23 protein-coding genes and 2 pseudogenes are annotated in these 21116 nt (G+C 39.3%); 22 read left to right on the forward strand and 3 right to left on the reverse strand.

The genetic code is table 11. From position 1 onward, the window contains the following. Both CBG25_RS12685 and CBG25_RS12690 read left to right on the forward strand, forming a co-directional pair. A partial coding sequence (locus tag CBG25_RS12685; protein ID WP_290603789.1) for a transposase occupies positions 1-291 on the forward strand: 291 nt, incomplete at its 5' end. Between the two features lie 17 nt (positions 292-308). After that, positions 309-455, forward strand: a pseudogene (locus CBG25_RS12690) (IS110 family transposase); the annotation flags it as partial. A 480-nt stretch (positions 456-935) separates the two neighbouring features. On the opposite strand, the gene suhB reads toward CBG25_RS12690, so the two are convergent. Then, positions 936-1739: an inositol-1-monophosphatase gene (gene suhB / locus CBG25_RS12695; protein ID WP_290607045.1), complete on the reverse strand. Its 804-nt coding sequence runs from the start codon at positions 1737-1739 to the stop codon at positions 936-938. A 125-nt stretch (positions 1740-1864) separates the two neighbouring features. Between suhB and trmJ the strand changes: the two genes are divergently transcribed. From trmJ to der, 20 genes are all read left to right on the forward strand, one after another. Then, on the forward strand, positions 1865-2593 hold the full coding sequence (trmJ, locus tag CBG25_RS12700; RefSeq protein WP_290607046.1) for a tRNA (cytosine(32)/uridine(32)-2'-O)-methyltransferase TrmJ: 729 nt from the start codon (positions 1865-1867) through the stop codon (positions 2591-2593). A gap of 87 nt (positions 2594-2680) precedes the next feature. Next, positions 2681-3175, forward strand: coding sequence for a Fe-S cluster assembly transcriptional regulator IscR (gene iscR / locus CBG25_RS12705; RefSeq protein ID WP_290607048.1), 495 nt, complete (start codon positions 2681-2683; stop codon positions 3173-3175). A gap of 81 nt (positions 3176-3256) precedes the next feature. Further along, positions 3257-4471, forward strand: a complete 1215-nt coding sequence (locus tag CBG25_RS12710; protein ID WP_290607050.1) for an IscS subfamily cysteine desulfurase — start codon at positions 3257-3259, stop codon at positions 4469-4471. A gap of 24 nt (positions 4472-4495) precedes the next feature. Continuing rightward, positions 4496-4882, forward strand: a complete 387-nt coding sequence (gene iscU, locus CBG25_RS12715) for a Fe-S cluster assembly scaffold IscU (RefSeq protein WP_180560302.1) — start codon at positions 4496-4498, stop codon at positions 4880-4882. A 91-nt stretch (positions 4883-4973) separates the two neighbouring features. After that, the gene (gene iscA, locus CBG25_RS12720; RefSeq protein WP_290607054.1) at positions 4974-5297 is read left to right on the forward strand and encodes an iron-sulfur cluster assembly protein IscA; all 324 of its coding nucleotides are present in this window, start codon (positions 4974-4976) and stop codon (positions 5295-5297) included. Between the two features lie 92 nt (positions 5298-5389). After that, on the forward strand, positions 5390-5911 hold the full coding sequence (gene hscB, locus CBG25_RS12725) for a co-chaperone HscB (protein ID WP_290607056.1): 522 nt from the start codon (positions 5390-5392) through the stop codon (positions 5909-5911). A gap of 10 nt (positions 5912-5921) precedes the next feature. Beyond that, on the forward strand, positions 5922-7775 hold the full coding sequence (hscA, locus tag CBG25_RS12730; protein WP_290607058.1) for a Fe-S protein assembly chaperone HscA: 1854 nt from the start codon (positions 5922-5924) through the stop codon (positions 7773-7775). Between the two features lie 2 nt (positions 7776-7777). Further along, complete coding sequence (gene fdx, locus CBG25_RS12735; RefSeq protein ID WP_290607060.1) at positions 7778-8113, forward strand: ISC system 2Fe-2S type ferredoxin; 336 nt, start codon at positions 7778-7780, stop codon at positions 8111-8113. Between the two features lie 28 nt (positions 8114-8141). Then, entirely contained in the window at positions 8142-8342 is a 201-nt protein-coding gene (gene iscX, locus CBG25_RS12740) for a Fe-S cluster assembly protein IscX (protein ID WP_290607061.1), read from the forward strand. A 167-nt stretch (positions 8343-8509) separates the two neighbouring features. Beyond that, positions 8510-9805 carry an aminopeptidase PepB gene (gene pepB / locus CBG25_RS12745; protein WP_290607062.1) on the forward strand — a complete coding sequence of 432 codons (1296 nt, stop codon included), beginning with the start codon at positions 8510-8512 and terminating at the stop codon, positions 9803-9805. A 92-nt stretch (positions 9806-9897) separates the two neighbouring features. Further along, positions 9898-10332 (forward strand): enhanced serine sensitivity protein SseB C-terminal domain-containing protein, encoded by a 435-nt coding sequence (locus tag CBG25_RS12750; RefSeq protein ID WP_290607063.1) that lies wholly within the window; start codon positions 9898-9900, stop codon positions 10330-10332. Positions 10333-10666: 334 nt separating this feature from the next. Next, positions 10667-11092 carry a nucleoside-diphosphate kinase gene (gene ndk / locus CBG25_RS12755; RefSeq protein ID WP_119711527.1) on the forward strand — a complete coding sequence of 142 codons (426 nt, stop codon included), beginning with the start codon at positions 10667-10669 and terminating at the stop codon, positions 11090-11092. A gap of 187 nt (positions 11093-11279) precedes the next feature. Beyond that, positions 11280-12449, forward strand: coding sequence for a bifunctional tRNA (adenosine(37)-C2)-methyltransferase TrmG/ribosomal RNA large subunit methyltransferase RlmN (locus tag CBG25_RS12760; protein WP_290607066.1), 1170 nt, complete (start codon positions 11280-11282; stop codon positions 12447-12449). A gap of 77 nt (positions 12450-12526) precedes the next feature. Beyond that, positions 12527-12949 (forward strand): fimbrial assembly protein, encoded by a 423-nt coding sequence (locus CBG25_RS12765; protein WP_290607068.1) that lies wholly within the window; start codon positions 12527-12529, stop codon positions 12947-12949. A gap of 39 nt (positions 12950-12988) precedes the next feature. Further along, entirely contained in the window at positions 12989-14077 is a 1089-nt protein-coding gene (gene rodZ / locus CBG25_RS12770; RefSeq protein WP_366212781.1) for a cytoskeleton protein RodZ, read from the forward strand. A 129-nt stretch (positions 14078-14206) separates the two neighbouring features. Continuing rightward, the gene (gene ispG / locus CBG25_RS12775) at positions 14207-15328 is read left to right on the forward strand and encodes a flavodoxin-dependent (E)-4-hydroxy-3-methylbut-2-enyl-diphosphate synthase (protein ID WP_290607070.1); all 1122 of its coding nucleotides are present in this window, start codon (positions 14207-14209) and stop codon (positions 15326-15328) included. A 112-nt stretch (positions 15329-15440) separates the two neighbouring features. After that, positions 15441-16718 carry a histidine--tRNA ligase gene (hisS, locus tag CBG25_RS12780; RefSeq protein WP_290607072.1) on the forward strand — a complete coding sequence of 426 codons (1278 nt, stop codon included), beginning with the start codon at positions 15441-15443 and terminating at the stop codon, positions 16716-16718. Positions 16719-16728: 10 nt separating this feature from the next. Beyond that, positions 16729-17349: a YfgM family protein gene (locus tag CBG25_RS12785; RefSeq protein ID WP_290607074.1), complete on the forward strand. Its 621-nt coding sequence runs from the start codon at positions 16729-16731 to the stop codon at positions 17347-17349. Positions 17350-17362: 13 nt separating this feature from the next. Continuing rightward, entirely contained in the window at positions 17363-18541 is a 1179-nt protein-coding gene (gene bamB, locus CBG25_RS12790) for an outer membrane protein assembly factor BamB (protein ID WP_290607075.1), read from the forward strand. Positions 18542-18668: 127 nt separating this feature from the next. Then, on the forward strand, positions 18669-20153 hold the full coding sequence (gene der, locus CBG25_RS12795; protein ID WP_290607076.1) for a ribosome biogenesis GTPase Der: 1485 nt from the start codon (positions 18669-18671) through the stop codon (positions 20151-20153). Between the two features lie 40 nt (positions 20154-20193). Here the strand turns inward: der and CBG25_RS12800 are convergent. Further along, positions 20194-20712: pseudogene (locus tag CBG25_RS12800) on the reverse strand (coproporphyrinogen III oxidase); the annotation flags it as partial. A 228-nt stretch (positions 20713-20940) separates the two neighbouring features. Then, positions 20941-21099 (reverse strand): hypothetical protein, encoded by a 159-nt coding sequence (locus tag CBG25_RS21445; protein WP_366212646.1) that lies wholly within the window; start codon positions 21097-21099, stop codon positions 20941-20943. Positions 21100-21116: the final 17 nt, after the last annotated feature.

Raw genomic sequence — 21116 nt, forward strand, 5'->3', positions numbered from 1 at the left:
ATAGTAACAAACAAAGAGAATCCCACCCGTGAATACGTCAAATCTATCATGGATGCCCGTTGGTCTGTTGAAGTTTATCATCGAGAAGTTAAACAAAATTGTGGTATTGAACGCTGTCAGGCTCGCACGAGCCGAGCGCAAAGAAATCATATTTTTCTCGCTATTTCTGCGTGGTTTGAACAACATAAACGTCGTATATCTGAAAAAATAACCCTTTATCAACAAAATTGGGACGTAATCAAAAATGCTATTGCTGAGCACATCCGTGTTTTATTAGCGTACCCAAATTAGTTTTGTGCGAAACTCGTGTGTATGATCGTCTATTAGCAAGAGGTAAGTCAAAAATGTCAGCTCTAGGTGCCGCAATGAGAAAACTAGTTCACTTGTGCTTCGGAGTATTAAAGACGGGTCTAGCTTATGACCAAAACTACGCCCGCCAAATTTTCGATTCATAAAATCGATTTTAAGGCATTTTAAATTTTAGTTGGTACGTTTTCATGTCTTACATAGAGAAAATGGCGCTACGGGCTTCTTAGGTGGCTTAAAATCGATTTACAGATGATAACGCAAACTCAGTTTTGGCTTTAAGCGACAAAACCTCCTCTAAGCTAACTCTATCCGCTCACCGGAGTCCGAGAGCAAGCGAACGGACGAGGAAGCGGAATATAACCATGGGTTATTTTTAGTGTTTAAGGTTGACTTTCAAGACGGTAACTAATGCCTGAAAAGGAATAGGGGTTTTATATCCAATTAAGCAATAAAGCACCGACAACAAGAGTAAATATTGAAAATATTCAGCGGGTTTATTTAACTAATTAAAGCCATGGTGAATTTTTACCATTTGCAGCCTTCACCAATTAGTAAATGACAAAGTTACGCCATCAAGACATTATTGACTCAATATAACTTTGACTATTGCTTTTTAAGCGCATTGTTTAACATTTCAATGGATCGCTTAACTCGGTCTGCATTTCTAGCACCATTTTTTTCACTATCCGTGGACTGCCAGCTAGCAGATTGCCAGAGGTGAGATAATTATGTCCGCCAACGAAGTCGGTTACAATTCCACCGGCTTCACGCACGAATAGTTCTCCAGCCATAAAATCCCACGGTTTTAAGCCAATCTCAAAAAAGCCATCGACACGATCAGCAGCAACATAAGCTAAGTCCAAAGCCGCTGAACCTGTGCGGCGAAAATCGGCGCATTTTTTAAATAGTTTAGCGACAATATTAATATACGTAGCTGAATGTTGTTTCGCTTTGAAAGGAAAACCCGTGGCAATAATTGCCCCTTCTAATTCATTATTATTTTTAAGACGAAGGCGGTAACCGTTTAATTGTGCACCTTGCCCACGTACCGCAGTAAATAGCTCATTAAGCATAGGATTATAAATAGCGGCGATTTCTGTACGACCGTTAATACGTACTGCGATGGAGACGGCAAAATGGGGTAAGCGTTTAGTGAAATTGGTTGTGCCATCCAAAGGATCAATAACCCACTGAATATCATTTTTTTCACCAAGTATTTGACCACTCTCTTCGGTAATAATGGTATGAGTAGGATAAGATTTTTGAATGACTTCAATAATAATTTGTTCTGCTTTTTTATCAATATTGGTCACGAAATCATTTTGGCCTTTTGCCATTATTTCGATAGAGTCAGGTTTTTCATAGCTTTTAGCAATAAAGTTACCTGCTTGGCGAGCTGCCCGTATAGCAATAGTTAGCATTGGATGCATGGGTTATTTCCACTGGAATGTTAAAGAACAAGGTTTAAGCAAGTTCGGCAGTATAACAGAGATTCGTCAACATGACTATGATTGTGGTAGAATAGCCTGATTATTAACACCAAATAAAGACAATCATGCTAGAAAATATTCGCATTATTTTGGTTGAAACCTCGCATACCGGAAATATGGGATCAACTGCCCGTGCGATGAAAACGATGGGACTAACTAATTTGTATTTGGTTAATCCACTCATATTGCCGGATGCACAGGCTATTGCATTATCAGCTGGCGCCAGTGATGTTATTGGTCAAGCGACTATCGTGAAAACATTAGATCAAGCTTTGCTTGGATGCAGTCTGGTAATTGGAACGAGTGTGCGCGATCGTACGTTATCATGGCCACAGGTAACGCCTCGCGAATGTGGCGAAAAAACTGTCCGCCAGGCAATAAATTCTCCGGTGGCTATCATTTTTGGCCGCGAACGAGTTGGTTTAACAAATGAAGAACTACAGAGATGCCAATATCATCTTCATATTCCAACCAACCCTGAATATGGTTCACTCAATTTAGCAATGGCTGTTCAATTGATCAGTTATGAAATTCGTATGGCATACCTAGCAATAAATGAAAAAAAACCCTCGGTAGATAATGAAGATAGGGTACAATATCCGCCATTTGAGGATATAGAACGATTTTATAACCATCTTGAAGCAGTGCTCAATGTATCTGGATTTATCAGAAAGCGTCACCCTGTGCAAATCATGAATAAATTGCGACGTTTATTTACTCGAGCGCGTCCCGAAGTGCAGGAACTCCATATTTTGCGTGGTATTCTCACATCAATTGAAAAATGGCATAAATAATAGTTGAGTAAATTACTGGGTTAAATAGTTGACTAAAACACTCAGGAATGACACAATTTTTGTCACATTTAACTATGGGGATATATTATGAGACTCACATCTAAAGGACGCTATGCAGTAACAGCCATGCTGGATGTGGCATTGCATTCAAAGACAGGGCCTGTGCCATTGGCTGATATATCGGAACGTCAAGGCATTTCTCTTTCTTATCTTGAGCAACTTTTTTCTCGACTTCGCAAAAACGAACTGATTTCCAGTGTTCGTGGCCCTGGCGGCGGATATTTATTAGGTCGGGAAGCGAAAAATATTTTTATCGCTCAAGTGATTTCTGCTGTTGATGAGTCTGTTGATGCCACTCGTTGTCAAGGAAGAAAAGAAGGATGTCAAGGTGGAGAGCGTTGTTTGACCCATGCATTGTGGCGTGATTTAAGTGACCGTATTACCGGTTTTCTTAGTAATATTAGCTTAGAAGAATTGGTCAATAATCAAGAAGTACAAGAAGTTGCTGATCGTCAAGATAACGATAAACACCATGTGAGAGCGACTCATCAATCCGAACCCATTATTAATATACGAGCATAAATTGCACGGTTCTACAAAATAGAATAATTGCAAAGTGATAAAATTTTGAGACGTTTTTCGTCTTATGGAGCTAGTGAGTTAATGAAACTACCGATTTATTTAGACTACTCGGCGACTACACCGGTTGATCCTCGTGTTGCTGAAAAAATGATCCAGTGTATGACAATGGATGGCAATTTTGGTAATCCATCATCGCGCTCTCATGGTTTTGGCTGGCGGGCTGAAGAAGCTGTTGATATTGCGCGAAATCAGATTGCTGAATTAGTCAATGCGGATCCGCGTGAGATTGTTTTTACTTCAGGAGCGACTGAATCAGATAACCTGGCAGTGAAAGGTGTTGCCAATTTCTATCAGAAAAAAGGTAAACATATCATTACCAGTAAAACCGAGCATAAAGCGGTTTTGGATACTTGCCGTCAACTTGAGCGTGAAGGTTTTGAAGTGACTTACCTTTCACCACAAAATAGTGGTCTTATTGATTTACATGAACTTGAAGCGGCTATGCGTGATGATACAATTTTGGTTTCTATCATGCATGTCAATAATGAGATTGGAATCATTCAAGATATTGCCTCTATTGGCGAACTTTGCCGCAATCGAAAAGTTTTTTTTCATGTTGATGCTACCCAAGCGGTCGGTAAATTACCGATTGATTTGAGTAAACTAAAAGTTGATTTAATGTCTTTCTCAGCACATAAACTGTATGGACCAATGGGAATAGGTGCACTTTATGTGCGTCGTAAACCCCGTATTCGACTTGAAGCCCAACAACATGGTGGTGGTCATGAACGAGGCATGCGCTCAGGAACATTACCTGTCCATCAAATTGTAGGAATGGGCGAAGCTTATCGGATTGCTAAAGCAGAAATGGCGGTAGAGTCTGATAGATTAAATGTCTTACGCCAACGTTTATGGAACGGCATTAAGAATATTGAAGAAGTTTATCTTAATGGCTCCCTGGTAAATGGCGCACCTCATATTCTGAATGTCAGTTTTAACTATGTAGAAGGTGAATCATTGATGATGGCACTCAAAGATTTGGCTGTCTCATCAGGTTCCGCGTGTACATCGGCAAGCCTCGAACCTTCATATGTACTAAGGGCATTGGGAATGAATGATGAGTTAGCTCATAGCTCAATTCGTTTCTCCTTTGGTCGATTCACCACAGAAGAAGAAATCGATTATGCCATCCAGCTAATCCATAATGCGATAGGTCGGCTGCGTGATCTTTCTCCGCTATGGGAGATGTATAAGCAGGGTGTCGATCTTAATAGCATTGAATGGGCTCATCATTAATAGACGGATTAAGGAGTTTACAATATGGCATATAGTGAGAAAGTAATTGATCATTATGAAAATCCACGTAACGTAGGTTCGTTTGATAATGATGATCCAATGGTGGGCAGTGGGATGGTAGGGGCACCTGCATGCGGTGATGTCATGAAGCTTCAGATCAAAGTTAATGACGCAGGCATCATCGAAGATGCGCGTTTTAAAACTTATGGTTGTGGTTCGGCCATTGCTTCTAGTTCATTGGTAACGGAATGGATGAAAGGCAAGACACTGGATGAAGCGGAGACTATCAAAAATACGGCTATTGCAGAAGAATTAGAGCTGCCTCCGGTTAAAATTCACTGTTCTATTTTGGCAGAAGATGCGATTAAAGCCGCCATTGCAGACTATAAAAATAAACGGCAAAGCAAATAATTAATTAATATAAAAATCCCTTTTAGGCGTGATGCTATTTTATTTTTGTTTATAGTATCCGCCTGCACTGGTTTTGATTGAGAGGTGTTGTATGCCAATTTCTCTAACAGAAAATGCTGCAGAGCGTATTCTGACTTTCTTACATAACCGAGGAAAAGGTGAAGGATTACGTTTAGGCGTTAGGACTTCTGGCTGCTCAGGCATGGCTTATATGCTTGAATTTGTTGATATCATCAATGAAGACGATACAGTATTTGAAGACAAAGGCGTAAAAGTTATCGTTGATGGTAAAAGCATGGTTTATCTCAATGGGACAGAATTGGATTTTGTTAAAGAAGGTCTTAATGAAGGTTTTAAGTTTAACAATCCTAGCAGCAAAAATGAGTGTGGCTGCGGTGAAAGCTTTAACGTATGAGAATTTATTTATTATTTGTTAAGTCTAAAACTAAATAGACGACGTGTTAAATTTTTTAACCGTCTATCTAATATTTTCAACTTAGAGCATTTATGGATTATTTTACCCTTTTCGGTCTGACATTTTCATATTCTATTGATCTTGAGCAATTAACTTACCGTTATCAGGGATTACAGCGCCGGTATCATCCTGATCGCTTTGCTAACCAATCTGAAAGCGACAAAGTATCTGCACTGCAACAGGCTGCGACAATTAATGCTGCTTATCAAGCCTTAAAACACCCTTTGAAACGTGCTGAATATATGCTCACTTTATATGATATTGATATCAATAATGAGCAATATACTATGCATGATAAGGCTTTTTTAATGGATCAGCTTGCGCTACGTGAAGAATTGGAATGTATCGAAACCAGTGTTCAAGCAGAAGATGCATTAGCCTTGTTTTCCTCTAGTTTAGTTAAAACAACAAAAAGCTACTTACAGGAAATGGAAAAACAACTAAATAGTGAACAGTGGATAAATGCAGCTGATACTGTTCGGAAACTTCGTTTTCTTGATAAGTTGCAGCAACAAGTTGAACAATTGGAAGAGCGCTTATTCAATCGTTTTTAGAGTAAATTTTATGGCATTATTACAAATTAGTGAGCCGGGCATGTCGTCGATGCCACATCAGCACCGTTTAGCCGCTGGTATTGATTTAGGTACCACAAATTCGTTGATTGCAACGGTTCGCAGCGGAAAAGCGGAAACACTGCCTGATCCAGCAGGATATGAATTGCTACCCTCAATAGTTAGTTATCAACCAACGGCTATTACAGTAGGTAAGCAAGCGCAAGCAAAAGTAGAACTAGATCCGGCTAATACCATTATTTCAGCTAAGCGCTTATTGGGTCGCTCACTGGCTGAGATCCAGCAACGTTATCCTAATTTGCCCTACCAATTGACAGCAAGTAAAAATGGCTTACCGCTGTTCCAGACAGCCATAGGGCAAGTTGATCCTATTCAAGTTTCTTCTGAGATATTAAAGTCGTTGGTGCAGCGGGCAGAAGAAACATTGAATGGTAGATTAGAAGGTGTAGTGATCACTGTGCCTGCTTATTTTGATGATGCGCAACGTCAAGGAACTAAAGATGCGGCGCGGTTGGCCGGATTACAGGTATTACGTTTATTGAATGAACCCACTGCGGCTGCTATTGCCTATGGTTTAGATTCACAACAAGAGGGTATCATCGCGGTTTATGATTTGGGTGGTGGTACTTTTGATATTTCCATTCTTAGGTTACAGCGTGGCGTATTTGAAGTCTTAGCAACAGGTGGAGACACGGCATTAGGCGGTGATGATTTTGATCATCTGCTGGTGGATTGGATATACCAACAAGCGGGTATTAGTGATCGCCAAGATCATCGCCTACAGCGACAGATTTTAAATATAGCCAGCCAGGCTAAAATAGCATTAACGAATTGTAGCCATACTGAGATTGAAATCAATGGTTGGCGAGGGGTTTTGTCAAGAGAGCAGCTAAACACATTAATTCGGCCATTGATCAAACGCACTTTATTAACTTGTCGTCGCGCATTGAAAGATGCAGCGTTTGATATTGATGATGTTTTGCAGGTCGTCATGGTGGGTGGTTCGACACGTGTACCGTTGGTGGTCTCTATGGTTGAAGAATTTTTTGGCCTTACACCATTAACTTCAATTGATCCGGATAAAGTTGTTGCTATTGGGGCGGCTATTCAGGCAGATATTTTAGTTGGTAATAAACCTGATAGTGAAATATTGCTACTGGATGTTACTCCTTTGTCGCTTGGCTTAGAAACCATGGGGAGCCTGGTTGAAAAAGTGATCCCACGCAATACGACACTGCCTATCGCTAAGGCACAGGAATTTACTACCTTCAAAGATGGGCAAACAGCCATGACATTTCATATTGTCCAAGGAGAACGTGAAATGGTTAATGATTGTCGTTCGTTAGCGCGTTTTACCCTACGTGGAATACCGCCACTAGCTGCCGGCGGAGCGCATATTCGGGTCGTTTTTCAAATAGATGCAGATGGATTATTGAGTGTCAGCGCAGTAGAAAAGTCAACCGGTGTTTGTTCTTCGATTCAAGTTAAACCTTCATATGGTTTAACCGATGAAGAAATTGCCAATATGATCACTGATTCAATCACTAATGCTCAAGATGATATGGTAGAGCGTAGTCTTGCTGAGCAGAAAGTTGAAGCGGCTCGGGTAATAGAAAGTTTAATGGCTGCATTAAAACAAGATGCGCATTTATTGAATAAAGAAGAAAAAACAGCAATTGATAATGCTGTAAATAAATTAGTTAACTGCACACAGGAAAGCTCCTCCCCTGTTGCGATTGAAAATGCAATTAAACAACTGGATAAGCAAACACAGAATTTCGCTGCCAGACGGATGGATATCTCTATTCGTCAGGCATTATCAGGTCATTCTGTGGACGAGATATAATAATGCCCAAAATAATTTTTTTACCGCATAAAGAGTTATGCCCTGATGGGGCGGTTGTGGAAGTCGAGAAAGGTGAATCAATTCTTAATGCTGCCTTACGTAGTGGTATTGATATTGAACATGCTTGTGAAAAATCTTGTGCTTGTACCACATGCCACTGTATTGTTCGTGAAGGTTTTGATTCACTGGAAGAAAGTTCTGAGCTAGAGGATGATACGCTAGATAAAGCATGGGGGTTAGAGCCTGAAAGCCGCTTAAGTTGTCAGGCTATTGTGACCAACGAAGATCTGGTAATAGAAATTCCTAGATATACGATCAATCATGCCAGAGAGCATTGATCCTTATATTTAATTGCAGGAGGGGATGGTGAGTTTAAAGTGGACTGATAGCCGTGCAATTGCAGAGGCACTTTATGATAAATATCCTGATATTGATCCGCAAACGGTTCGTTTTACCGATATGCATCAATGGATTTGCCAATTAGACGATTTTAATGACAATCCGCAAGCTTCAAATGAAAAGATCCTAGAAGCCATTCTATTAATATGGCTTGATGAGTATCAATAATGACTGATTGAATCAATCAATTACATATAAAGCTGGGAATTGCCAGCTTTTTTATTGCTATCACTCATCGTGCAATGTATTAACTCATGATAACCTCTATGATTAATATCTTATATTTATCAATTATTCCATAAACACAATATGACAAACTAAGGTGGGAAGAGGGAATGGAAAAGCAGATCATGCAAGTCTCGCTATCTTATCAAGCAGCGGCGCCTTGTTGGGGAAAGAATGCATTAATCAGTTCTAGTGAACAAGGGATAGTCATTCATCTGAAGCCACAAGCAAAACTGTGTGCTATCCAGAGTGCTGGTCGTAGATTGGACAGTCAAGGCATTCATCATGTGCTGTTAGCAGGTAATGACTGGGACTTGGAAAAAAGTTGGGCATTTTGGCAAGGTTTCAGAGCACCTAAGGGAGCGCGTTCGATTGAATGGCCAAATTTATCTGAAAATGAAAAAAAAGAGCTACAGTATCGCATCCGAATTATTGATTGGGTACGCGATATTATTAACGCACCGGCTGAAGAATTATCGCCTGAACAGCTGGCCCAGCGTAGCGCTGATTTATTATGTGAAACAGTAAAAGATAATATTAACTACCGTATCATCCAGGGTGAAGAGTTAGCCAAACAGAAATATAGTGGAATTTATACTGTAGGCCGTGGCTCAAGCCGTCCACCCGCATTACTAGTGCTGGATTATAATCCAACTGGCAATTTAAAAGCACCGGTATTTGCTTGTTTAGTAGGAAAGGGAATTACGTTTGATTCTGGTGGTTATAGCATAAAGCCATCTTCATCAATGAATTCAATGAAAGCCGATATGGGTGGGGCAGCTATGCTAACTGGAGCGTTAGCCTTAGCAATAAGCCGAGGTTTAAAACAACGAGTAAAACTTTTTCTCTGCATTGCCGATAATATGGTTAGTGGTAATGCCTTTAAATTAGGTGATATTATTCGCTACCGTAACGGCAAATCTGTTGAAATTATGAATACCGATGCGGAAGGAAGACTGGTTTTAGCAGATGGATTGATCGATGCTTGCAAAGAAAAACCAGCATTAATTATTGATGCTGCTACGTTAACTGGCGCTGCTAAAATTGCGGTAGGTAACGATTATCAATCGGTATTGAGTTTTGATGACAAATTGGTGGCTGAATTGATGTCAGCAGCAGAAATGGAGAATGAACTCTTTTGGCGATTACCTTTAGCTGAATTTCATCGCCGCCAATTACCTTCTGGATTTGCTGATCTCAATAATATTGCATCACCTTCTCATACTGCGGGCGCCAGCACCGCTGCTGCTTTCTTATCTCATTTTGTTGAAAATTATCATAAAGGGTGGTTACATATCGATTGTTCGGCGGCTTATCGTAAATCTGCCGTGAATTTATGGGCGGAAGGTGCGACTGGCATTGGCCTCAGAACGATTGCTAGTCTATTGCTAAAAAAAGCAAAATAGCGGTTATTTGGTATGATTATTTACCCAGAAATATTATTTTCCCGGGTAAATAATTAGTTAGCAAAAGAGTATTAGTTAGGAAAGAAGCTAAAATGGCAGCTGATAAAATCAATCAAACCGCGCTGATGACTACCATTACGGTGCCAGGCGGTAGTGTCATTAAATTGCGCATACCTGAAACTATGCCGCGACAATTAATCAATGTGCTATGTCAATTTTTCCAACAACATAAAATCATACGCCGTGCTTTTTTACTGCAAGCTGAGGATGATACTGCAGTAGAAGCGTCGGTTATGCTTATTGCTTTAGAAATTAATATTGGCTATGAAAAAGAAGGGCAACTATTAATTCCTCAGCTAGGAAGCATGGTGCTTGATTATCTGGAAGATAATCAGTCAGTTGATTTTTATTTTTTGCAACCGAATAGTACAGGTATCGATCATTTTATTGTGCGCCATACGCAGCCATTTTATCAACGTAAAATAGGGGGCTGGTTGCGCAGCACCATTGCTGTTAAAAATTGTTAACTTATGTCACCCATTATTCCCTTATTTATACCCCGCTTTTTTTTATATTTAAATTTGTTTATGCCTAAATCCTAAAGAGAATTGGGCAGATTATTGTTTGTGATTATGTCTGGTGTTTTAAGTTTTATAAAAATGTGATTTAAGCTAAAGAAATAAAAAAATTGTATAAAAAAAATTAACAAAATTTATCGTTAAGTGGGCAATTGAATTGCCAATATTTATAATAGCTAGCTATTTTGCCTTAATAAAATGATGACAAATCTTTTTCTTGGCAGGCAGAATGGATGCAAGGCAAAAATATCCTGATGAAAAATAACAGCTAAGAGGATTTCTAATGACGATACAACGCACGTTTTCTATTATTAAGCCAAATGCAGTTAAGAAAAATGTTATTGGTGCGATTTATGGCCGGTTTGAGCAAGCTGGATTCGAAATTATTGCTGCTAAAATGGTGCATTTAAGCGAAGAACAGGCAGCTGGATTTTATGCTGAGCATAAAGGTAAGCCTTTTTTTGCTGGATTAGTCGAGTTTATGACCTCAGGCCCCATAATGTTGCAAGTTTTAGCGAGTAACGATGCTATACAGCGTTATCGTGATTTGATGGGTGCAACGGATCCTGCAAAGGCATTGCCAGGGACATTACGTGCTGATTATGCTGATAGTTTTACCGAAAATGCAGTCCATGGTTCAGATTCTGTCGCGTCAGCAGAGCGAGAAATTGCTTTTTTCTTTACTGATGACGAAATTTGTCCGCGTTAACAAACAGAAATAGGATATTATTAGCAAAATATTAATAAAGTTTGTAAAATACCATGCCTTGTTAAGTGATTTATTGACAAGGTTATGGCATATAAAGCTATTAAAATAAGATTTAAAGCCAATAAATATAGTTAATTATTAAAAATCTACAGTTTTCGCCGAAAAGTGTAATAACGAGGCAATAAAAATGTTTCAATCTAAAACAACAGCGCAGTGTGTGCCCTCTTTTTCTCCTGTTACCAAATCAACAAAAATTAATTTGTTGGATATGGATCGTAAACAGATGCGGCAATTTTTTAGTGACATGGGCGAAAAACCATTTCGAGCTGATCAGGTAATGAAATGGATTTATCAGCACTGTTATGATGATTTTGATTTGATGACTGATATCAATAAGGTGTTGCGGACTAAATTAAAAGCAGTTGCAGAAATTCGGGCGCCTGAAATTGCGCAAGAGCAGCGCTCTGCTGATGGCACTATCAAATGGGCAATCACGGTAGGTGAGCAACAAGTCGAAACAGTCTATATTCCTGAAGATGATCGAGCGACACTTTGTGTCTCTTCTCAAGTTGGCTGTGCCCTTGAATGTAAGTTTTGTTCAACCGCTCAACAAGGTTTCAATCGTAACTTACGCGTTGCAGAAATCATAGGCCAGGTGTGGCGGGCTGCTAAAGTCATCGGCTCTTTGAAATCTAGTGGCCGGCGGCCAATTACCAATGTTGTGATGATGGGAATGGGAGAGCCCCTATTAAATCTAAACAATGTTATTCCCGCAATGGAAATTATGATGGATGATTTTGGCTTTGGATTGTCAAAACGACGGGTGACTTTATCGACGTCTGGTGTTGTGCCTGCGCTTGATAAATTGGGTGGTATGATCGATGTTGCTTTGGCAATTTCCTTGCATGCTCCGACTGATGAAATTCGTGACCAGATTGTACCTATTAATAAAAAATACAATATTGAAACCTTCCTGGCTAGTGTTCGGCGTTATCTCACTAAATCAAATGCAAATCAGGGACGTGTTACTGTTGAGTATGTGATGCTAAATGGTGTGAATGATAGTATTGAACATGCTCATCAGCTCGCTGAATGTCTTAAGCATACGCCTAGCAAAATTAATTTAATTCCTTGGAATCCATTTCCTGGTGCGCCTTACAGCCGCAGTTCTAATAGCCGTATTGATCGTTTTGCAAAAGTATTGATGAAATATGGTTATACTACTATTGTGCGTAAAACACGTGGTGATGATATTGATGCGGCCTGTGGTCAATTAGCGGGTAATGTTATTGATCGAACAAAACGAACATTGAAAAAACAGCTTGTTGGTGAACCAATTATAGTAAAAGCAGTCTGAATATTAATTATATAAATAAAGGGAATTAGATATCATAATTCCTTTTATTACCAGCGATATAAACAAACGAGAGTGATATGATAAGGATATCTATCATTAATATTCTATTGTTAGTGGGTTTATTAATAGGATGTACTAGTATTAATAAAGACGTTGATATTGCGATTGTGACACGGACACAGCTAGGCATTGCTTATTTATCAGCAGGGAATTATCCAGCAGCATCTTATCATTTTAAGAAGATAATGCTGGCAGAGCCAAAAAATGGGATAGCAAATTTAGGCATGGCGGTCATTATGCGTCAGCAAAAACAACCAGCTTTAGCATTAAAATATTTTAAAGTGGCAATTCGTTCATCAGCAATCAATAATACAAGTATGCGATATTATTATTTAAACTTTTTATGCTCTGAAAACATATCTGAGGAGATAATTAAATTGAGAAAAGAGGAAGAACGCAGTAGTGGGCTGAATTGTCAAAATATTTCAAAAATAAAATAAGAAATATTATCGGTATGAAGGTTTTTTATTAACTTATAGATGAAGTTTTTTAAAAGCCTTCATGATGTTAAAACTCAAAAAAGACCAATATTTCCGCGAATGAATAGCAAACCTAAAACAGAAAAAACAGAAATCACCGTTGGCCAACGTTTATTACAGGCACGGGAAACGCTTGGTCTTTCCCGAGAAATCGTTGCCGAGCGACTTTGCTTAAAAGTATGCACAGTACGTGAGATAGAAGAAGACAGCAATTCCCATAATGTTGATCCTACTTTCTTACGTGGCTACATTCGTTCTTATGCAAAATTAATGAAAATTCCAGAAAAAGAAATTCTTGAATTATTGGATAAACATACACCAGCAAAAGCAGCTTTAGTTTCTCCTATGAAGAGTTATTCTCTAGGAAAAACCCGTAAAAAACGCGAAGGCTGGTTAATGAAATTTACCTGGCTAATTATCATTATTTGTATTGCTATGGTAGGTATTTGGTGGTGGCAGGGTTATAAAGTACAAAAACAAGAAATTACCACGATGGCTGAACAGAATCGCTCGAATACTGCTCAAATGCCGGCAGATCCAGCTTCTTCTACTCCTAGTGAAGCAGCAGAGACTGAACAAAATAATTTAAATGCATCGTCGACAGAAACTAATGTACAGCCGGTAACCTCATCGATAGCTGATAATGTCGTATCACCAGCTCCTAAAACGCCATTAACTTCTGAAACACAAAAAAATAGTGATATAAATGCTAATATCGAGTCAGTAAATCCAGCAGAAGTAAAAACAGTACCATTACCAGGTAGTATGAATAATAATAGTAATCCAGAACGAGATAGAGCAGCAGAGGCTTCTGCGGATATTGATGCTGCTAATATAGAATCTGGTGATGGAGTTGTGATGAACTTTAAAGGGGAGTGCTGGTTAGAAGTTCGGGATGCTAAGGGTAAGATTTTATTTAGTGGTATTAAAAATGCAGGCCAGAAACTTGAATTAAATGGTGAACTTCCTTATCAATTTAATATTGGTATACCCGCCAATGTTAATCTGTTATTCAAAGGTAATTCCGTTGATCTAAATCGCTTTATTAAAGCTAATCGTCCAGCCAAGTTTAAATTGCCTGGATTGTAAATGAATATTGTAAGACAATATCTATAAATAATGATAAATTGTGAACAAATAAGAAGCCATCGTCAATTCGATGGCTTCAATTATAGAAATAGCGCAACTTATTAAACATGGATGTTGAAGGAGAGTAATATGCATAATCAATCACCAATAAAAAGGCGTAAATCAACGCGCATTTATGTAGGAAATGTTCCCGTTGGTGATGGTGCACCCATCACAGTACAATCTATGACAAATACGCGGACAACGGATGTTGAAGCGACAGTTAAACAGATTAAATCTTTAGAACGCGTGGGCGTTGATATTGTGCGTGTTTCTGTGCCTACAATGGATGCAGCAGAAGCATTTAAACTTATTAAGCAACAAGTTAATGTTCCTGTGATTGCTGATATCCATTTTGATTATCGTATTGCACTAAAAGTAGCTGAATATGGTGTGGATTGTTTACGTATCAATCCAGGTAATATTGGTAATGAAGAACGTATTCGTCAGGTTGTTGACTGTGCACGTGATAAAAATATTCCTATTCGGATCGGCGTTAATGGTGGTTCATTAGAAAAAGATATTCAAGAAAAATATGGGGAACCCACGCCAGCAGCGTTAGTAGAATCGGCTATGCGTCATGTGGATATATTAGATAGATTGAATTTTGATCAGTTTAAAATTAGCGTTAAAGCTTCAGATGTTTTTTTGGCTGTAGGTGCATACCGTTTACTGGCTGATAAAATTAATCAACCTTTACATTTAGGTATTACTGAAGCGGGTGGAGCCCGAGCCGGTTCGGTGAAATCTGCTATCGGATTGGGAATGTTATTGTCTGAGGGGATTGGTGATACATTACGGATTTCATTAGCCGCTGATCCGGTTGAAGAAGTTAAAGTTGGTTTTGATATTTTGAAATCTCTGCGTATTCGCTCGCGAGGTATTAATTTTATTGCTTGTCCAACCTGCTCACGTCAAGAGTTTGATGTCATTGGTACCGTTAATGCATTAGAAGAACGGTTAGAAGATATTATTACTCCGATGGACGTTTCAATTATTGGTTGTGTTGTTAATGGTCCTGGTGAAGCCGAGGTTTCTACCCTTGGCGTCACAGGGGCAAGAGCAAAGAGCGGATTTTATGAAGACGGAGTTCGTCAAAAAGAACGTTTAGACAATGTTGATATGATCGAACAGTTGGAAGCTAAAATTCGGGCAAAGGCCGTTATGTTGGATGAAAATCGGCGGATTGATATTGAACAATTAGATAAATAATTTAATCATATTGGCTCATAAAGTAATGAGCCGATTTTGTTTATGGATTGCACCCTGTTAATATTCACTTTTATAATCCATATTATGGTAGATTTTTAAATAGAGAAATAACGTGGCTAAAAACATTCAATCTATTCGCGGTATGAATGACTGTCTTCCTGCCGATATTCAATTCTGGCAAAAAATTGAAAACAAATTAAAACAAATCCTTGCTAGTTATGGTTTTAGTGAGATTCGAACTCCCATCGTAGAGCAAACCTCATTATTTTCTCGCTCAATAGGTGAGGTCACTGATGTTGTTGAGAAAGAGATGTATACCTTTGATGACCGGGATGGTGACAGTTTGACACTGCGTCCAGAGAATACAGCTGGTTGTGTACGCGCTGGGATCGAACATGGTTTATTGTATAATCAGCAACAACGTCTCTGGTATTTAGGCCCGATGTTTCGTTATGAGCGGCCACAGAAAGGACGTTATCGCCAATTCCATCAGTTAGGTGCTGAAGTTTTTGGTTTAGCCGGGCCCGATATTGATGCCGAACTTATAATGATGACAGCACGTTGGTGGCGAGAATTGGGGATCGCTAACCATGTTTCACTGGAATTAAACTCGATTGGTCCATTAGCAGCGCGTGCAAAATATCGTCAGGCATTAGTCACTTTTTTGCAACAGTATGAAGATAAATTGGACGAAGATTGCCGACGTCGACTGTTGACTAATCCGTTACGCATCCTTGATTCAAAAAATCCTGACGTGCAAAAATTGCTTAATGATGCGCCATTACTTGCTGATTATCTTGATGATGACTCGAAACAACATCTTGCCGGACTTTGTAAATTACTTGATGCAGCAGGCGTTCAATATCGAATTAATCAACGTTTAGTTCGTGGTTTAGATTATTATAATCGTACTGTATTTGAGTGGGTTACTGATGCATTAGGTGCGCAGGGTACGGTATGCGCCGGTGGCCGCTATGATGGTCTGGTCGAGCAGCTCGGCGGGCGGGCGACCACCGCGGTAGGTTTTGCGATGGGAATGGAGCGCATGGTGTTATTGGTGCAACAGCTTAATCCAGGTTTTGTTGCTGACTGTGCCTTAGTTGATGTTTATTTGGTTGCTTGTGGTGAGGCAAGTCAACAGGCAATATTAGTCCTGGCGGAAAAAATTCGCGATAAATTGCCAGCTTTGAAATTAATGACTCATCATGGTGGAGGTAACTTTAAAAAACAGTTAGCTCGCGCAGATAAACACCAGGCGAAAATTGCCCTAATTTTAGGTGAAGATGAGTGTCAATCGGATGAAGTCACAATAAAAGATTTGCGTACCGGCGAACAGGAAAAAATTTCTCAGCAGAATGTTGCTGTACGTTTGGTTGAACTTTTAGGTTAAAGGAGACTCTGTGGAAGTCTATACCACTGAAAACGAGCAGGTAGATGCTATTAAACGCTTTTTTGTTAACAATGGCAAAGCGTTAGTAATTGGGTTAGCTGTCGGAGTTGGCGCGATTATTGGTTGGAATTATTGGCAATCACATCAGGCAAATCGTTTGCAAGAAAGTGCTCAAGCCTTTGCGCAAATTTCATCTCAATTGCAGACAGGTTCAAAACAAGCACTGGCTGCTGGCGAACAATTTGCTAATGAAACAAACAATATTTATGGTGTATTGACCAATATTGAACTTGCCAAAATTGCGGTGGAAAAGAGTGATATTGCTGGTGCAGAAAAAGCATTACTAAAGGCATTAGCAGTAGCAAAATTAGATGATCTTAAAGATTTGATCAATGTCAGATTGGCACGCGTACAGTTAACTTTGAACAAGACAGATCAAGCACTGATTACTTTGACTCAAGTACAGGATAAAGGATGGAGTACGATTGTTGAAGATATTCGTGGCGATATATTATTGAAAAAAGGTGATGTTGCTGGCGCTCGTGCAGCTTATTCTAAAGGAATTGAATCAGGTGGAGCTGAAATGATGAAGACAATATTAAAAATAAAAATTAATAGCTTGCCAAACTAAGAGGAATACTAACATGCAATTGGCTAGAACGCTCTTGGTTGGTTTGTTTGCAATGGCTTTATTAATGGGATGCTCAACGGAAAAAAATTCTATCGTGATGTCTCCTTTACCTGAGGTTGACAATCAATTTACCCCTTCTATCATCTGGCATCGCTCGATAGGGGATGGTAGTGGAAAATATTATTCTCAACTTTCACCGGCTTACGATGATTCTGTTGTTTATGCCGCCGATCGTAAAGGAACGGTGAAAGCAATGGATGTTGATTCAAGTGAGATATTATGGTCAATTGATTTATCAGAGCATGTTGGTTTTTTCACGGCTAATTTGCCGGCCTTACTTTCCAGCGGATTAACGGTTTCAGGAGATAAGCTTTATATAGGGACAGAAACTGGCAAAGTTATCGCATTGAATAAAGCCGATAGAGAAATGGCATGGGAAACAGATGTTGCCGGAGAAGCACTTTCGCAGCCAGTAGTGAGTGACGGTTTGGTATTGATCCATACCAGTAACGGTGTGTTACAAGCGTTAGATGCACAGACTGGACAAAGTAAATGGAGTATTAATTTAGACACCTCGACATTATCAGTAAGAGGAAAGTCAGCGCCATCTACTGCTTATGGCGTCGCGATTGTTGGTAGTGATGGTGGTCGTATTAGTGCCATAATGCTTGCTCAAGGGCAGATTGCCTGGCAACAATATATTTCTCAGATCCGTGGTGCAACGGAAATTGATCGTTTGCATGATGTTAATATGACGCCGGTTATTGATACTAATTCAGGCGCTATCTTTGCTATTGCGTATAATGGTGATTTAGTTGCAATGGATATGCGCTCTAGCCAAATTATCTGGAAGCGTGATCTAGGCACGGTGAATGATATTATTGTCGCCAATGATATTATCTACTTAGTTGATCAAAATGATCGTGTGCTGGCCATTCGTAAAAATGATGGTGTCACTTTATGGACACAAGATGCTTTATTACATCGCAATTTGACCGCACCGGCTATTTATGATGGTTATTTAGTAGTTGGCGATGGTGAAGGTTATCTTCATTGGTTAGATACCCAAGATGGTCAATTTGTGGCACAAAATAAAGTTGATAGTTCGGGCTTACGCAGCCGTCCGATTATTGCCAGTGATAAATTGCTTATTCAGGCAAAAGATGGAACTGTATATCTGATTGAACGTTAATTGCCTGACATTTTCTTATTTTCCAGATAGAATTAACGGCTGCTGATTTCCGCAGCCGTTTTATTTTTTAGTATTCTGAAGATTGGAATCAGAATACCGATTTTAATTTTTATGAGGCATCTTAAAAATGATACCTGTCATTGCGCTAGTAGGGCGTCCGAATGTAGGAAAATCTACCTTATTTAACCGATTAACTCGAACTAGGGATGCGCTGGTTGCTGATTTTCCTGGTTTAACCCGTGACCGAAAATACGGCACAGCAGAGTTTGCAGGACAGGAATTCATTATTATTGATACCGGTGGTATCGATGGTTCAGAAGAGGGGATAGAAACCCATATGGCTTCTCAATCCTTACTAGCGATTGAAGAAGCTGATATTGTTTTTTTTATGGTTGATGCTCGTTCAGGATTGATGCCGGCAGATTATGAGATTGCGAAACATTTGCGTAGTCGCAAAAAGGATAGTTACCTGGTAGCAAATAAAACTGATGGTTTGGATATTGATACAGTTTTAGGTGATTTTTATGCACTTGGGATCAAGGATATTTATCCTATTGCCGCATCTCATGGACGTGGTGTTACTCAACTGATTGAAAAAGTGGTTTCTCCCTATTCGCCGCAAAAATCAGCCAATGATATTGAATTGTCGCCAGAGGAGGCTAATGCAGCTTATTGGCTTGCTCAGGAGGAGAAAGAGGCGCTTGATAATAATAGTGAAGAAGAAGCCTTTGATCCGCGTTCATTACCGATTAAGTTAGCGATTGTTGGTCGACCAAATGTTGGTAAATCAACCTTAACTAACCGTATTTTGGGCGAAGATCGAGTAGTTGTTTATGATATGCCAGGTACAACGCGGGATAGCATTTATATCCCGATGGAACGGGATGGATGTGAATATATACTGATTGATACAGCGGGTGTGCGTAAGCGCGGAAAAATAACTGAAACGGTCGAAAAATTTTCGGTGATCAAAACGTTGCAATCAATTGAAGATGCTAATGTTGTTTTACTGGTTATTGATGCCAGAGAAGGTATTTCTGATCAAGATTTATCATTACTAGGCTTTATTTTGAATGCAGGGCGTTCTCTGGTGATTGTAGTCAATAAGTGGGATGGCATGTCGCAAGAGGATCGTCAATCGGTTAAAGATATGCTGGATTTGCGATTAGGTTTTATTGATTTCGCCAAAGTGCATTTTATTTCAGCGTTGCATGGTAGTGGTGTTGGTAATCTATTTGAGTCTATCCATGAAGCTTATGAATCGGCAACACGGCGAGTAAGTACAGCCTTATTAACACGTATTATGAAGATGGCAGAAGAAGAACATCAGTCACCCATGATACGAGGTCGCAGAGTAAAAATGAAATATGCTCATGCCGGCGGTTATAATCCACCGATTGTGGTCATCCATGGCAATCAAGTTGCTGAATTACCCGATTCTTACAAACGTTATTTAATGAACTATTTTCGTCGCACATTACAGGTTATGGGGACGCCGATTCGTATTCAATTTAAAGAAGGCGCTAATCCTTATGCCGGCAAGAAAAATAAATTGACACCAACGCAGCAACGCAAGCGTAAACGTTTAATTGCTCATCTTAAAAAACGTTAATAAAAAATTGCACACTTAAAAATAAGTGTGCTGATAATATTTATACCCACTCTTTTTCGATTAAAAAATGATTATAAAGTTTTTCTTCCTCTGAATTGGACTTAGGATGGTAGTTATATTCCCAGCGTGCTAGTGGTGGTAGGGACATTAAAATTGATTCTGTTCTACCGCCAATCTGCAGCCCGAACAGGGTTCCACGATCGCATACCAGATTAAATTCTGCATAACGTCCTCGGCGGTATAATTGAAATTGGCGCTCGCGTTCACCCCAAGCTGTCAGTTTTCTTTTTTCAACAATAGGTAAATATGCCTTAAGAAAACCGTTGCCAATATCCTGAGCAAAGTGAAAGCAGGTAGTAAAATCGGGTTGGTTTAAATCATCAAAGAAAATACCGCCAACCCCGCGTGGCTCATTGCGATGTTTGATAAAAAAATAGCGATCACACCATTTTTTATAGTTGGAATAAATTTCTTTTCCATAAGGTAAACATAGAGACTGGGCAATTTTGTGCCAGTGTATAATATCTTCTTCAAAGCCATAATAGGGAGTTAAATCAAAGTAAGCGTCGTTAAATCCGCACATTTTTTTACTTCTTCTAATTTGCCATCATGTTCATCTCTAAAAATTGAGGAGAAATATCAGATGGGAGTTTACCGTACAGATGATAAACTAGTTGCTGAATAGAGACTTGCATTTTTTGTCACGCTATTGAGAATAAAAAGAGGTTTAACTTAAAGCGTGTTGCTTAATAGTGAAATAAGGGTATTTCGGTGATTGAAGTAAATTTTAGGCTGTTCTGAGATGGAAATTCCAAAGACCGGCACTAAGGAGTAAAAAGGTATCATCAATAAAGGGTCTACGATTCCGTAAAATTTGGGTCATACAACCGAAGCGCTTGATACCCGCGATGGCGTGTTCAACCGTAATACGGATGCCCGAGATTATTTTATTTTCTTGTTTTT

This window comes from Arsenophonus sp. ENCA (assembly GCF_002287155.1).
Taxonomy (GTDB): Bacteria; Pseudomonadota; Gammaproteobacteria; order Enterobacterales; family Enterobacteriaceae; genus Arsenophonus; species Arsenophonus nilaparvatae.